Raw genomic sequence first — 14,727 nt, 5'->3', positions numbered from 1 at the left:
TCCAGCCGGGGTTCTTGCGTTACAGGTCCACTTTTCAGGCGAGTTGGAGTTGTAAAAGAACATTAAATGTGTTCATTTCTAACAACAAGAACGTCGCATTCCGCTCTGCGGACGATGCTTTCCCCGACGCTTCCAAGCAGGAGCCGTTCTGCACTGCTCACTCCCGAGGCACCGGAAACAATTAGGTCGGCTTCGAATTTTTCTGCAGCGTCCTTGGGAATAACCATTTTAGGCGATCCGTACTCCAAAGTGAATGACACGTTGGGAACATTGCTTTTTAATGCCAGTTCACGATAAATTTCAAGCAAATTTCTTCCGTTTTTCTTAAATATTTCAGTGACGTTGCCTCTCGACTGCTCTACTGACGAAATAAGCGGTGTGTGAATAACATGGGCAACTATCGCCTTCGCCTCTTCTTCCTCTGCCATTGCAAGCCCCGCACGGAAAGCATTAGCTGACATTTCCGAGTCATCTATTGCAATTAAAATGTTATTGTATTTTTCAATATCCCGTTTATTTCTGACCACCCAGGTATCACATTCCGCATTCCGTACGATCCCTGCGGAAACGCTTCCCACAATAAACCTTTCAAATGTGCCTATCCCTGAAGCCCCGCAAAGAATTAAATCCGCTTTAAACCTTTTTGCGATATCCTTGGGAATAGTAGTTTTTGGAGAACCGTTTTCCAGAAACACGGTTACGTCCGTGACTCCTGCTTCTTCGGCCTCCTGTCTGCAGGCGGAGATGATCTCTTCCCCTTTTTCTTTGGAGGCCTGCAGTAAATCCGTAGTGTGAAGCCGAGCCTGGCTGTAATGGTTATAATCGATAATATAGCAGATACCTAATGAACAATCGTAAGCCTTTGCGAGCGAAATACCTTTTTTCAATGCAAAGCCAGCCTCCACCGAGCCGTCCGTTGCTACTAAAATACGATTATACCTTTTTTCCATTTTGCCTGCCCCCTATCCATCGTCGTCCTACCGGGAATTAATAAAGCAGATTCTTTCGCCTTCATAACCCCGGTTAATGTAGTTCTTCTTTTATTATAGCATTATCTTCCATGTTCCCATTGTACTTTTTTGCCAAATTATACAGTGGTGTTCTTCGTCTATTTGTTTCATAATAAACATATAGAGAGAATCATTGCGCTTTTGTTTTAGGTCATTTCGTACTCGGAACTCTATTTTGTTCAAGAAAGCGAGGCGTTACTATGATCAGACATTACCAGAATATTCTCATTGCTGTAGACAGTTCGGACGAGTCTATGCAGGCGTTCCGCCGCGGCCTGTCACTGGCGAAAAAACATCAGAGCCGGCTGACGGTCGCCCATGTTGTAGAGTATAGAACGCTAAACCGCCTGGTTCAGTATATACCAACTATTATGGAAACGGCGGGAGAACAGGGCAAGGTATTATTAAACTTATACAAAGCAGAAGCGGAAGGCTCCGGCGTGGATGTCCAGACGGTAATGGAAACTGGTGCTCCAAAAACCATTATTACCAAAGAACTCACTCCGGAGTACGGGACAGATCTGATTATTACCGGAGCCTCCGGAGCAGGCACGGTAGGCAGGTTCATTATGGGAAGTGTATCCACAGGCATTGTGCGAAACGCCAGATGCGACGTTCTTGTCGTCCGAAACAAGGACGCAGGCAGCGATTATAAAAGGATCATTATTGCTATTGATGGTTCTAAAGAAGCGGCCCATGCTTTTGACAAAGGAATAGCTCTGGCAATTGAAGAAAATGCAGCTGTTCTGATCACGCACGTTATTGACTCAGTCGTGCTCACTTCCATGGAGCAGCATGATACCGGCCTTTTTATCGAAATGGAAAGTTATTCTGAAAAGATGCTTGAAGAATACCGGGAAAAAGCGCTGAATGCCGGCTTGGAACATGTAGAAGCAGAGCTTCACCACGGAGCCCCAAAGGTGGTTATTGCAGAAGACCTGGCTAAAAAATACAAAGCCGACCTTATTGTCGTTGGCGCCTCCGGCCTAAATACGACAGAGCGGTTTTTCCTCGGAAGCGTTTCGGAGGGGATCGTACACCGCGCCGACTGTGACGTTTTGCTTGCCCGTCTCTTGGAAGAGGAAGAATAAAATAAGCGAGGCTTGCCCCCGAGGCAGGGGGAGGCCTCGCTTTTATTTAATTTACTATTTTTCCGGATGAAAAACGACTTTTACATAGTTTCCTTTTCCGTTAATTAAATCATTGAAGGTTTCCGGTCCTTGCGAAAGACCCGGGGTGTGGGAGATCATCGGCTCTACATTAATTTGGCCGGTGCTCATATAGTGAAGGGCAGATGCCCATTCTTTTCCAGGGAACGGAGACGATACAGCGTTCCAGGAGCCTAGTATTCTTAGCTCATTACGCACGATGCGTTCAAAATAAAAACGTTCAATCATTACGTCCGCGTATGGAATCCCCATAAACACGACTTCACCGCCCTTTTTGGGAAGGGCAAGCACCTGGGCGGATGTTGCAGGCGCTCCTGCAGATTCTACTGCAAGATCCACCCCGTATCCGCCCGTATGCTCCTCTACCTGTTCATGGGCCGGGCGCTGACTCGAATTAATCAACACGTCCGCGCCGACTTCCCTCGCGGTTTGCAGCTTAACATCATCGATATCAATCGCATACACTTTCTTCGCCCCGAATATCTTCGCCCACTGGACAGCCAGAAGGCCAATGCTTCCGCATCCCATTATGGCCACTTCCGCCCCAGGCTGAATGCTTGTACGGTAAAATCCATGAGCCACCACAGAGGCGGGTTCTACGAGGGCAGCTGTGTCATAATTCACGTTCTCAGGCAGAGGCAGAACATTTTCAGCCGGCAGCTTGACGTATTCTGCATAGGACCCCGGGTGGCGGGCGCCGATGACGGTTAGGTTTTCACATCGTGACAGCTCCCCTTTCTGACAGCTCAGACACTTCCCGCACCGAAACGTTGGGCATCCGGCCACGCGATCCCCGATGCGTATCTGCGATACCCCGGGGCCGGTCTCTGTGACCTCCCCTGCAAATTCATGACCGAAAACCATTCCTTCCATGTACGGGCCCAGCTTTTTGTAGCGGGAAATGTCGGAGCCGCAAAGACCTGCAGCTTTTATCTTAATAATAACATCATCAGCATTTTCAATTACCGGCTTTGAAGCCTCTTCGAATCGGAGGTCCTGCTGTCCGTATAGTTTAAGACTTTTCATGTTTTTCTCCCTTCAAAGTAACAATATTACGATTCTGAATTGGCTGGTTCATTTTTTGCCTTTTTCTTTCCAAACAATATTTTAATCAACGCTGCTCCGACAATGAGTGGATTAAAAATCATTTGATGGTCAAAATAGAACTCTCCGATTACACGCATTGGGCCCAGCATAAAATCAAGCATTAATTCTGTCATGGTGCTCCTCCTTGCTTTTTAATATATTATTTGCCGCGGACAGGGAGCTTTTCTTATTTAGAGCTCCCTGTGTTTTTCATTCGCCTGTCCACTGTTTACTTCCAGCAGATATTAATCCACAGGTGTAAGCAGTACTTTAATAGCTTCACCGTCTTTAATTTTTTGGTAGGCCTTGTCCCACTCCGTGATGTCATATTCGTGAGTGACCATTGCCCGTGCATTCACAAGCCCGCTGTTCATCAGCTCAAGCGAAGGCTCCCAGTCTGCAGGCTTTTGGCTCCGGCTGCCAACTACACGAATTTCTTTTTGAATCACTTTATCAAAGTCAAATTGAATATCCGGCGTTGTAAAAATCCCTACCTGGGCGTACTGCCCTTTTTTCCGCAGCAGCCCAATGGCCTGCTTGGCCGCCGGTACAGCTCCCGAGCATTCAAAAACGAGGTCGGCCCCGTATCCGCCGGTTACACTGTTAACGAATTCATGAAGATCTTCTTCCTGCGAGTTAACAACGTAATCGATTCCGAGCTCTTTAGCCTTTTCAAGGCGCACTTTATCATTTGTCAGTCCGGTTATAATGACTCTGGCTCCCCTGCTTTGCGCCACCTGGGCAGTAAACAGCCCGATAGGTCCTGGTCCGATAACTACTGCAATATCGCCGTCTGAGATTTCTGTCTTAGCTACCGCATGATGCGTGCAGGCAAGCGGTTCTGTCATTGCCGCCGACTCGTAGTCGACATTTTCCGGAAGGTGGTGAAGGCTTGCTTTACGGGCAATTAAATATTTCGCAAACGCCCCGTCGTACTGATTGCCAAGCCCTTTGCGCCAGCTGCATAAGTTGTAGTCGCCGGCTTTACAGTACCGGCACTCCCCGCAAATATAAAACGTCGTTTCAGAGGTAACCCGGTCCCCGGGCTTAAAATCGCTGACGCCTTCTCCGACTTCCACCACTTCACCGGCAAATTCATGGCCAAGCGTCACCGGCGCATTAACTTTGTAATGACCCTCGTAAGCGTGAATATCTGTGCCGCAGACACCTGCGTACTTTACTTTGATCTTTACCTGGTCTTTCCCAGGCGTCGGCTCCTGCTTTTCCTGTACTTCGATGCTTCCATGTTCTAAATCGGTTTTCACCAATGCTTTCATGCTTTCATCCTCCCGGTGTGTTAATTTTCATGTATGTTCTGCTTGAGAGAGGTTTAATTAAACAGCTCGAAGAATCTCCAGATGAGCCAGTTAATCAGATTTCCGCCCTGGTCAATACTTGAAATCCGTGCAGAATCTTCCGGCATGTCGAAATCAGCGTTTTGAGCCATAGTCGTAAATACATTTGCAATATCTGTCGCCATGTATAGCGAAAGTGCGATCATCACGGTACCTACCAGCACAGAGTGAACAATGTTCCCTCTTGCTGCTCCGACGATAAATGCTACAACAAATGGGATCGTCGCCAGGTCCCCGAATGGAAGCAGGGCGTTACCAGGCAGAAATACTGCCAGCACAACTGTAATTGGAACAAGAATTAATGCAGTTGCAATAACGGATGGGTGGCCTAAAAGGACCGCTGCATCCAGCCCGATGTGAATTTCCTTGTTGCTGAAATGCTTGTTCAACCAGTTTCTTGCTGATTCTGATACAGGCATTAATCCCTCCATCAAAATCTTAACCATACGTGGCATCAGTACCATAACTGCGGCCATTGCCATCCCGATTTCAATTACTTCACCTACGCTGTAGCCAGCTAGAGCACCAATAACAACACCGAGGAACAAGCCGATAAAGATAGATTCGCCGAACACACCAAACCGTCTTTGAATACTGTCAGGGTCTGCGTTGAGTCGGTTGATACCGGGAATTTTCTGCAGGCCTTTTACGAGAAAAATACCTGGTGCGTACGATACGGTGCTTCCTGTTGCAATCGATACCCCCGGAAGCTCGTAAAAGTCCTCCACCATCGGTGCTGTCCAGTCAGCAATTTTCAAGGTCACGATTTGAAAGATAACTGCAGCAATAAGTCCTTGAATAATACTGTCAGATACGGTGTATACTACCGCTGCCATAAAGGTGTAGTGCCAGAAATTCCAAATATCCACGTTCATCGTTTTCGTTGTTTTTGTCAAAAGCATGATAACGTTTACAAGCAATCCCAATGGAATAATAAAGGCTGCCACTGCCGTAGAAGCCCAGGCAATAGATGATGTCGCTGGCCAGCCGACGTCAATTACGTCTAAATTAACTCCCAGCCGGTCAACCATTCCCTGCGCTGCCGGGCCTAAGTTATTGACCAGCAGATCGACAACAAGAAAAATCCCTACAAATGCTACCCCAATCGTTAAACCGGACCGAAATGCTTTTCCCGGCTTCTGCCCGAATAATAAACCGAGCAAAAAGATAACGACTGGTAAAATTACTGTCGCCCCGAGATCTAAAAATCCTTGTACAAGATCTACGAATCCTTGCATGCCGCTTCCCCCTCATACCTGTAATTAATGAGCCCGGCCCCCTCGTAAAACAAGGACACCGGGACTGCTGTTATTTTTTCAGTTCATCCAGAATTTCCTGCTTGGTATCTTCCATACCGATCCCTGTCAGGAAAGAACGTGCGTTGATTACCGGAAACGGGTATTCCTTTTTGATGGTAGCTGTCGTTACCAGCAAGTCAGCAGTATCAACATAGCTTTCTACTTCCGCTATTTTAATCTGCTTAAGATCTACTGATAATTTATGCTCCTTAGCCATATCTTCAATAGCACCGTTAACAACTGTAGAAGTTGCTACGCCTGCTCCACATGCTACTAATACTTGTTTTTTTGCCATTATCTTTCACCTCCTTTAAATGATAACGCCTCTAATTTCTCTTCCATCATCTTTTTGATCTGCTTTTTATCAGAGGTACTACTAAGCTCTTTTAAAACATTCTGGTCCTGAAACACCTGCATAAGCTGCTGCAAAAGCTTCAGCTGGGAGTGTGCCTCATCCATCGCAAGCATAAACACAATTTTCACCGGCACTGTTTCTTTGTCGTCACCCATAACAATAAAATCAACGGGGTCCCTCAGTATTCCTACACTGATTGCTTTTCGCTGCACATGCTCTACATCGGTATGAGGAATCGCAACCGCAATATCTCCTGTCGGCAGGCCGGTAGCGTACTCATTTTCTCTTTGGACTACCGCTTCTACGAAGCTTTGTTTTACCAGCTCATTGCTTACTAAATTTTGTGCCATCATCCGCAATACTTCTTCTTTAGAGCTTCCGTCTATATCTAAAAGAATGACGGGAGTATCGAAATATAAGCCGCTCATCAGGCCCCTCCTTGGTGGAATTAAAATTGTCGCAGTTAATCTTTGGAATACGACTGAATAATTTTGTATATGTCTTTAACAGAATCTGAAGCTGTTATTTGATTTCTTGCTGTTTGTGAGCCTGCAAGCTTCATTAACTGCATCAGCGCGTGAATGTGCTTCTGTTTATCTACTGCAGCAATGACGATCACCAGATTGATCCGGTATTCTCCAGAGAAAAGAACTCCTTCCTTCAATCTCAACAAACTCATTCCTACTTCGTTCACCCCGTCTTCCGGTGAAGCATGGGGTATGGCTATATTAGGCCCTATCACAATATAAGGGTCTTCTTCTGTATAACACAGCATTCTGTTTACATAATCTTCCGTAATACTTTTACGTTCAAGTAGCGGCCCGGCCCCCGCCCAGACGGCCTCTTTCCAGTCGGCCACGCTGTCCTTCAGGGTGATGGAGGCTGGAGTGATTAATTCATCCAAATTGTATTCAGCCTTGCCCATGCTGTAATTGACTGAATTTTCATTATCCTGATTAATATAATTTTGAATATCTTCTATAAGTGCACTCTCATTATAGATATGGGCATGGCGCCCGATAATTTGAATAATTTCATTAATGTCCAGATGGTTTGGCAGATATCCGTACAGTTCAAGCATTACCTGCTTGCGAAGACGCTGCCGCTCTTCTCTGCCTAAAAATGTTTTTACCACGAACAGCTTTTTGTCCGTCTCAAGAAATGTCGGAGCAAAGACAATGTCGTACTCGAGATGGTAATGAAGAAACTCTCGTACAGATAAAGAATCGAGAAAGACAAATTCCGGAAAAAGCTCACTCAGCTCGTTCAGCATTAGTCTTGAAACAGATACGCCCTGAGGACATACCACAATGGCTTTTACCTTCTTTTCAATGCTCTCGCCCTGCCTTTTCATCCACCCACCGATCAGCATTGTAATAAAGCTGCTCTCGCTGTCCGGAATCGGGCTGCCGATTAATTTTTCAAGCGGCGCTGTAGACTGCTTTACCAGGTGATGGAGCGCTTTAAATTCCTTGCTGAGCGGCACCTGTGTGGATGAAGTTTCCGACAGCTGGTATTTAATGCGGTAATAAGCTGGCTTAATGTGTTGAAGCAGCTTATCAAGCAGCTGGTCCCGTTCATGCAAGTATACACAGGCGCTTTTTTCAAACTGGCGCAGCATGTCATCTGTGGCAGCTCCTAAATTCGGGATCACGTCATCTTCCATTGGAAAAGAGGTGCTGTAGACGCTTACGGTCAGCAAGTGCAATGTCACAAATAACCGCTCTTCCATCGGAATATGTTCATTTTTTTTGAAAATCTCCTCTGTAGCCTGATACTCTTTCGTATCAGAAAGCTCTTCATACTGAATGGAAAATGTATTAATAGCAAAACCTTTTTTAATTCTCTTTAAAATTAAAGCTAATATATACGGCATCGTTTCCAGCTTTTCATCGGTGAATTTCAGGCTGAGCTTGCTTTCGACATTTTCAATCCGTTTGCGGTAATCGTCGAGCTCCTCTTCTCCAATACCGGCTATTTTTTTGATTCGTGAAGCGCCTTCCTGCATGAATAGCAGCTGGTAGGTGACGTTCATTAACAGCTTGCGGATTTGAAATTCTTTCCCTTCCACCAGGTAACCCTCTTTGCGGGAATATTTGATGGATAGGTGATAATCATCGAGATACTGCTGCACTTCTTTCAGCTCGTTCAAAACGGTGTTTTTACTCAACTGAAGCTCACTTGTAAAATGATTTAAGGAAAGCGGCTCTTCGCTGCCAATGAGCATCATAATGAGGTAATAAATACGTTGTTTTCCGGTGAGTACTGGTTTTTCAGCTGCAATAATTTCTTCATCCATACCAAAATTCGTGTAAACAGACTGATCAATAATGAAATGCCCCTGGCGCGTTCGTTCAATAACCGGGAGATCTTTGCTTAAAAGCCAGTCGTTTACTTTATTCATGCTGTAGCCCAGCTGTCTTCGTGTTAGTTGGTACTTTTCTTCAAGCGCCATGCTAGTGACCGATGGATTACGGATTAGTTCACTTAATATTTCATTATCCCGTTCACTTAGCGGCATCTCCTTCCCCCCTTTGATTAATTTTTATTCTATCAGCCGCTGCAACACAAATGTATACGTTTTCATCTCAGTTCTTTGAACATTTGATGTACAATATTGTGATTTACATTCTACAAACCAACTTCGTACATTGATGCATAAGGCTCTAAGGACGCACCGCAGCACCCACACGAATTAAAAATTATAGCACCTTTTGCTTTGCTTTTTTCTACACTACGCATCTATTTTCCAACAAAAAAACAGCTGCCGGCAGCAGCTGTTACTTGTTATTCATAAGTCACACTTTTTCGTTAAAATCATCTGCTTCTTTTTCGTTTTCCTGTTTCTTTTGATTGGTTTCTTTTTCCTCTTTTTTAACTTTAGCCCGTTTTCTTATAAAATCCATTTCCACAGGAATATAGCCGCCCTCATTGACCATCCGGTCTATTTCACGCTCGTATTCTTCATCAATCAATCGCCGTTTCATAGGTATCCCCCTTTTCGCAATTGAGTTTTAGCCTATTACTGAAGCAAGGTCCCCAGCATCAATTTTCTGATTCAGCAATTGAAAGCCGAAGGGTCTACTCATTCGCATTCCCCCTGATGTTTTTATGCGCCTGACAAGTATCATTCCTATACATTTCTATTCCCTGTTTTTATGCATTTTGAACAAAAAGTCCGCTGAAAAATTATTTTTCAGCGGACTTTTTATTCAAGATGAAATACTTCCTCGAGAGGAGTAGTAACCGGGCTGTTATCTTCATTTGTTTCCATTAAAGGAGCCATAGCTTCCCACCACCTTTGGTTAACGGAAGTGGAAGCCATTTGCTGCCACAGTTCTTCGTCCTCTACTTCAAGATAGGCAAACAGCCTGCTCGTTTCTTTCTCCAGAAAGATCGAATAGTTGGCTGCTCCGTGCTGTTTTAAGGCCTCTTTCATTTTCGGCCAGAGCTGATCATGCTTCTCGATATATTCTTCAACTTTATCGGGGTATACGTACATTATTAACGCCAGACGTTTCATATTCATTTTCCTTTCAGTTACCTTTTGGTTTTTTTATTGGAAGCAGATAAACGCAATAAAAGAAGGAAGAATGAACTTTCTTCCTTCTATATTACTCTTTTATTTCACCAGGTCTTTTTGTATTTTTGCTTCCTCGGTCGTGCCGTAACGTTCGATTTGTATTTCTTCGAGCGATTTATTTCGTGTTTCTGGTGCGAGAGTTAAACCAACGATCATGTGTAATACAAGAAACCCGATCATAATCGCCCCTGCTGTCTGAAAACCAAATACGGTAATCAGCGTCGGAATCGCAAGCGAAATCAAACCGACAAATACCCGGGCTGTACAGAAAAGCAGCCCCTGCGCTGCTGCGCGGTATTTTGTATGGAACAGCTCCGCTGACCACAGACCGTAAAAAGCCTGCGCTCCAAAGCCTGCCGAGAGCCCCCAGAGAACAACGAATACAAGCAGTTCCGCGGTGCCCATTCCGCCAAATGAAAGCACTATCCAGGCTACAATACCCATAACAGCGCTTACCCCGAAGATAAGCTTCCGGTTTACCCTGTCACCCAGTTTAATAAATACAAAATAGGTGGACAAAACGGTCAGTCCCCAGAGGAAAGCCTGAAGCAGGTTAGCCTGTGCTCCCGAAAGGCCGCCTACTGTTTCGTAAATATAGGGCATAAAATAACCCATGACGCCAGCCACCATGTTCCAGAACGTATAAACTCCGACGAGCAGGGTGATTGCATGAAGATTGGCACGGTTGGTGAACAACTCTTTCATATTTTCTTTACTGAAAATTCCGCCCTTGTTCGCTGCCCGGTCTTCCTTCTTCTGTTTTTCCCAGATTGCGGACTCCTCAATTTTTCGCTGGAAGAGCCAGGTAACAAAAGCGATCAAAAAGAGCTGGAAGAAAATAATCCGGCTTCCGAGCAGTCCTAGAGGAGCCAGTAGAACGGATAAAATAAAGACGACTGCCGGCCCCATCGACCAGGCAAACTGTCCCCAGCCGACACGTGCGGCTCTCTCTTTCTCCGGTGCTTCCTCGGCAATATAGGTCCACGAAGGCGGTATACCCGCCCCGACAGAAATACCAGTAATCACATAACCTACTAGAAGCATGGGAAAAGAAAAAGAAAAAACAATAAGCAATATACCGAGCATGTATACGAGCAGGTTATATTTATAAATAAATTTTCTCCCGTACCGATCGACTAAAAAGCCGCTGATCAGTGCACCAATGGCAGCCCCGAATCCGTTGGCACTGAGCGCCCCAAGTAGTCCAACTGTAGCATCCGTAAGACCTAGGTACTGAACCCAAAGTGTAAGCCCGGCTGCACCGGCTACAATAGAACCAGCTTCGAGGTAGTTCGACATAGATACAGAAAGAGTGGCAGCGAGACTTCCTCTTTCCACTTTTTTCATTCCATTTCCTCCTTAAAGGTTTATAGATTCTTTCTCTGCCGGCCTCCTTTTAATTGTTAACCAAAACAACTTTCATTTTATTGTTTTTTTGTCTGTTATTGTTGTTTTAATTTGTATTTATTATTGTAAGGGTTTACACAAATGAAAGTCAACAACAATTTACCCTCTCTATGTTTTGATTTTTCTTTCATTTTCTTTCTGAAATGATTTATAAGCCGGAACAATAACTTACATTTTCTTTTTCGCCAAAAAAGCATACACGAAGATGAAATCTTTTTGCATATTTAAATCCTCCCGCGCTCTTTTATGTTATTTTTAATGTTGGATAGTTGTTTGAGATGTTTAATTCACGAGAAACAGGAAATAAAATGTAGCTAATACGCCAGTGGAGGGTACTTATGATAGCGGTTATTATATTCTTTTTATTCGTTTCCTTCTTTTTATCAGGAAGCGAGACTGCTTTAACAGCAGCAAATCGTGCACGAATGCAGGCCCGTGCCGAAGAAAATGACAAACGGGCGAAAAATTTATTAAAACTGACGAGGAAACCGGATGAACTGATCACAGCCATCCTGATCGGAAACAATATATCCAACATTATGCTTCCTACACTCGTTACAGTACTTGCCTTAAATTACAATTTTTCTGTCGGCATAGCTACTGCTATTTTGACGCTTGTGCTCATCATCTTTGCTGAAGTCCTGCCTAAATCTATTGCTGCTACTTTTGCGGACAAAGTAGCTTACATAGTCGCACCGGTAATTACAGTTCTTGTATTCATTTTTAAGCCGCTCACGTTTTTATTAAATTCTTTCACCCGCGGCGTTATTAAGCTGATTACTAAGGGCGAAGGACCGTCCCAGACGTATTCACGCGAAGAAATCAAAACAATGGTTGACGTTGCTTCCTCCGAAGGCACCTTTGAAAAGCAGGAGCAGGACCGTATTAAACGGGTGATTGATTTTTACCGCAAGGACATCCGTGACGTTTTAAAGGTGCCTAGAATGGAGATTACCGGCATCCCTATCGAAAGCGATTTTCAGGAAGTGCGGGACATCACCATCAGCCATAACCACACACGGTATCCGGTATATCAGGATAATATGGATCATATTGTCGGGGTCTTTCATGCGAAGCTTCTGCTTATATGGGCTGAGCAGAGTGACAAAACGCTTAACGATTTTATTGATAACAATCCTTTGTATGTAGTGGAAACCAACTCTGTAGATAACGTGTTCAAACGAATGCTCAATGAACAGAAGCACCTCGCCGTAGTACTTGATGAATACGGCGGGACGATGGGGATGGTCACCCAGGAGGACATTATTGAAGCAATGATCGGCCAGGAAATTGAGGATGAGCATGACACCCGCTCCGAACAGCTCATCGAGGAGCTGACCGACGAAGTTATTATCTGTGATGGGAAGCTTGCCATCAGCCGCTTCAATGAAATTTTCAACACCCGGGTGGAAGAAGAAGAGGATATTATCGCGGGCCTGCTGTACCGGGAATTCGATCATATACCTGAAGAGGGCGAGACTCTTCAGTATGAAAATCTTCATTTTGAAGTGCTGACAATGGATAATAATCAGATCAAACGCGTACGCGTTGTAAAAGAAGAGGAAGAAGAGGAAGATTGATACGCTTTAATCCGGAGGAAGTTCTCCGGGTTTTGAGTGGCAATATTCTGCCGCAGATATGCTTTGCTTTTTTGATGACGGCTTTAGGAGTGCTTTTTTATTCGTCCTGGTAGCCACCACCTTTTTCTTAAAGCTATTCACAAAATCCGTCTGGTGCCATTTGCTTTATACCGCATTATATTGGCCGTGATCGTTTATTTTTAGTATTACTGTAAAGAAACTGGCCTTTAAATAAAGCAGCTTTTTTCATACTCAAATTGGGCAGGCCTGCGTAACAGTTTCATAGGGCCTTCACCTTTTACTTTGATTGCTCTTATAGTTTTCGTTATGATGGAGGCATTCAATCCATAGGGGGACAGTCAATGCGCAAAACTGTTTATATTCATGTGGGGTATCATAAAACCGCCACAACTTTTCTGCAGAAAAGCATTTACCCGAAATTAACGAACGAAATGACGTACCTTTCCCGTGGAGAAATTCAGCACTATCTTTACCAGATACGTCATAAGAAATTATCGGAAAAACAAATTCTCCAACTGCGTTCCGGAATAGAGGAAATAGCAGAGACTGAAAAGCCGCTGCTCATTTCTTATGAGGGGCTTTCCGGCAATCCCATGTCCATGAGAAAAAAGATTAAAGACAACCTTACGATTTTAAAGGACCTCCGGCGTATTTTCCCCGAAGAAAGCTACGATGTCCATATTATTGTCGGCGTCCGGTGGCAGATTGAGCTTCTTACCTCTCTCTACGTACAGTACATTCACCAGGGCGGCTATAAACAAGCTCCCGTCGTGTTTGAAGAGTGGGAACGCCTCGGGGTGCTTGATGGATACTATTATTTTCATTACTTAGAACAAATCAAGCACTTATTTGGCAGCAACAATTACTACCTTATGCAATACGAACGTTTCAGAGAAAGTGAAATGAGGGAGCTCACCGCACTTCTTCAGTATATGGGAATTACAGAGGTACCCGAATACAGTGCTGCGAAAGTCAACCGAAGCTACGGCACAATGCAGCTCAAAGCTGCCCAGAAAATGAACTACTTTTTTAAAACTCCCTTTAATCCAAACGCTCCTATACCCACAAAAAGAAGGCTTCCTCTTTCACGCGTGCTCCTGCAGAACCGGGCGAGCTTTATGCTTCACTACCAAAGGTATTATCTTCCTGAATCGCTGCAACAAGTGCTTCATGCAAAGTACCAGGACGACAACCGCTTATTTTCCCAGTATTATGGTATTGATTACACAAAAACTGACATGTAGGAAACATTCTTTCCTTGGGTATTTCCGACTTTTCCCAAAATAGAATGAGCCTTTGTCTTTCAGGGATAAAGACGCTCAAAAATATTGCAGGAGGCTAAAATATATGAGTGGGAAAACAGGGAACAAAACTGATAACTCGAACCGTGTATTTTTGAAAATCACTAAAAGGCCCTTTCTCTCTTCTTCGATTGTTTACGGTGTGATGCTGGCTGCCATCGCGGTTATTGGAATAGCTGGAAAAGACCGGGGAGAAAAATAGCTGAAAAAGGAGACCCGGTTTTTTCGGGTCTCCTTCTTTAATGGCCTGCCTGCCAAGGCCTAGGGGCCCGCTGCTGAGGCTGTTGCATGGCGGGAAGATCTTTTCGCTGCCGTGTTTTCGGCTGCATGCCCTGCTCGATCCGGGCCTTTATCTTCGCATCCATCTTGGACAGGTGTACTGGCTGGAAGACCCTTCCGGCGGCTTCCCCGCACGAGGGACACGGCGCTTCGCTGACCCGCGCTCCCTTTGATGCCATCCAGCGCTCAAACGTACCACACGTCCGGCATTTAAACGTAAACTGGGCCATATTAATCCAACTCCGGTAGAATGTTCTGGTAAAAGATGTCTTTAGGCAGGGCC

16 protein-coding genes are annotated in these 14,727 nt (G+C 44.8%); 4 read left to right on the top strand and 12 right to left on the bottom strand.

Annotation, left to right across the window (positions count from 1 at the left end; genetic code table 11):
• Positions 1 to 62: 62 nt before the first annotated feature.
• Complete coding sequence (locus tag CHL76_RS13085; RefSeq protein ID WP_079475681.1) at positions 63 to 950, bottom strand: universal stress protein; 888 nt, start codon at positions 948 to 950, stop codon at positions 63 to 65.
• Between the two features lie 260 nt (positions 951 to 1,210).
• Between CHL76_RS13085 and CHL76_RS13080 the strand changes: the two genes are divergently transcribed.
• Positions 1,211 to 2,101 (top strand): universal stress protein, encoded by an 891-nt coding sequence (locus CHL76_RS13080; protein WP_094908801.1) that lies wholly within the window; start codon positions 1,211 to 1,213, stop codon positions 2,099 to 2,101.
• Positions 2,102 to 2,155: 54 nt separating this feature from the next.
• On the opposite strand, the gene CHL76_RS13075 is transcribed toward CHL76_RS13080, so the two are convergent.
• The 10 genes from CHL76_RS13075 to CHL76_RS13035 form a co-directional block, all read right to left on the bottom strand.
• Positions 2,156 to 3,205, bottom strand: coding sequence for a galactitol-1-phosphate 5-dehydrogenase (locus tag CHL76_RS13075; protein WP_079475680.1), 1,050 nt, complete (start codon positions 3,203 to 3,205; stop codon positions 2,156 to 2,158).
• 26 nt (positions 3,206 to 3,231) lie between these two features.
• The gene (locus CHL76_RS17230; RefSeq protein ID WP_179124082.1) at positions 3,232 to 3,399 is read right to left on the bottom strand and encodes a hypothetical protein; all 168 of its coding nucleotides are present in this window, start codon (positions 3,397 to 3,399) and stop codon (positions 3,232 to 3,234) included.
• Between the two features lie 111 nt (positions 3,400 to 3,510).
• Positions 3,511 to 4,542, bottom strand: coding sequence for a zinc-binding dehydrogenase (locus tag CHL76_RS13070; RefSeq protein WP_094908800.1), 1,032 nt, complete (start codon positions 4,540 to 4,542; stop codon positions 3,511 to 3,513).
• A 53-nt stretch (positions 4,543 to 4,595) separates the two neighbouring features.
• The gene (locus CHL76_RS13065) at positions 4,596 to 5,858 is read right to left on the bottom strand and encodes a galactitol-specific PTS transporter subunit IIC (protein ID WP_079475678.1); all 1,263 of its coding nucleotides are present in this window, start codon (positions 5,856 to 5,858) and stop codon (positions 4,596 to 4,598) included.
• A gap of 70 nt (positions 5,859 to 5,928) precedes the next feature.
• The gene (locus CHL76_RS13060; RefSeq protein WP_022794068.1) at positions 5,929 to 6,213 is read right to left on the bottom strand and encodes a PTS sugar transporter subunit IIB; all 285 of its coding nucleotides are present in this window, start codon (positions 6,211 to 6,213) and stop codon (positions 5,929 to 5,931) included.
• Positions 6,213 to 6,701 carry a PTS sugar transporter subunit IIA gene (locus CHL76_RS13055; protein WP_094908799.1) on the bottom strand — a complete coding sequence of 163 codons (489 nt, stop codon included), beginning with the start codon at positions 6,699 to 6,701 and terminating at the stop codon, positions 6,213 to 6,215. Before CHL76_RS13055 ends, CHL76_RS13060 begins: the two co-directional genes overlap by 1 nt.
• Positions 6,702 to 6,736: 35 nt before the next feature.
• On the bottom strand, positions 6,737 to 8,794 hold the full coding sequence (locus CHL76_RS13050) for a BglG family transcription antiterminator (protein WP_094908798.1): 2,058 nt from the start codon (positions 8,792 to 8,794) through the stop codon (positions 6,737 to 6,739).
• A 277-nt stretch (positions 8,795 to 9,071) separates the two neighbouring features.
• Positions 9,072 to 9,260 (bottom strand): hypothetical protein, encoded by a 189-nt coding sequence (locus CHL76_RS13045; protein ID WP_094908797.1) that lies wholly within the window; start codon positions 9,258 to 9,260, stop codon positions 9,072 to 9,074.
• Between the two features lie 221 nt (positions 9,261 to 9,481).
• The gene (rhaM, locus tag CHL76_RS13040; protein WP_094908796.1) at positions 9,482 to 9,796 is read right to left on the bottom strand and encodes an L-rhamnose mutarotase; all 315 of its coding nucleotides are present in this window, start codon (positions 9,794 to 9,796) and stop codon (positions 9,482 to 9,484) included.
• A 99-nt stretch (positions 9,797 to 9,895) separates the two neighbouring features.
• Entirely contained in the window at positions 9,896 to 11,203 is a 1,308-nt protein-coding gene (locus CHL76_RS13035) for an MFS transporter (protein ID WP_079475673.1), read from the bottom strand.
• A 398-nt stretch (positions 11,204 to 11,601) separates the two neighbouring features.
• Here CHL76_RS13035 and CHL76_RS13030 point away from each other — a divergent pair, with 398 nt between their 5' ends.
• From CHL76_RS13030 to CHL76_RS17115, 3 genes are all read left to right on the top strand, one after another.
• Positions 11,602 to 12,843 carry a hemolysin family protein gene (locus tag CHL76_RS13030; protein ID WP_079475672.1) on the top strand — a complete coding sequence of 414 codons (1,242 nt, stop codon included), beginning with the start codon at positions 11,602 to 11,604 and terminating at the stop codon, positions 12,841 to 12,843.
• Between the two features lie 362 nt (positions 12,844 to 13,205).
• Positions 13,206 to 14,108 carry a hypothetical protein gene (locus tag CHL76_RS13025; RefSeq protein ID WP_094908795.1) on the top strand — a complete coding sequence of 301 codons (903 nt, stop codon included), beginning with the start codon at positions 13,206 to 13,208 and terminating at the stop codon, positions 14,106 to 14,108.
• A gap of 103 nt (positions 14,109 to 14,211) precedes the next feature.
• Positions 14,212 to 14,367 carry a hypothetical protein gene (locus CHL76_RS17115; protein WP_158219184.1) on the top strand — a complete coding sequence of 52 codons (156 nt, stop codon included), beginning with the start codon at positions 14,212 to 14,214 and terminating at the stop codon, positions 14,365 to 14,367.
• A 37-nt stretch (positions 14,368 to 14,404) separates the two neighbouring features.
• Here the strand turns inward: CHL76_RS17115 and CHL76_RS13020 are convergent.
• A partial coding sequence (locus CHL76_RS13020) for an FmdB family zinc ribbon protein (RefSeq protein ID WP_094908794.1) occupies positions 14,405 to 14,727 on the bottom strand: 323 nt, incomplete at its 5' end.

This window comes from Marinococcus halophilus (assembly GCF_002265875.1).
In the GTDB taxonomy this organism is placed as follows: domain Bacteria; phylum Bacillota; class Bacilli; order Bacillales; family Marinococcaceae; genus Marinococcus; species Marinococcus halophilus.
This window is presented reverse-complemented; position numbering and strand designations above follow the sequence as displayed.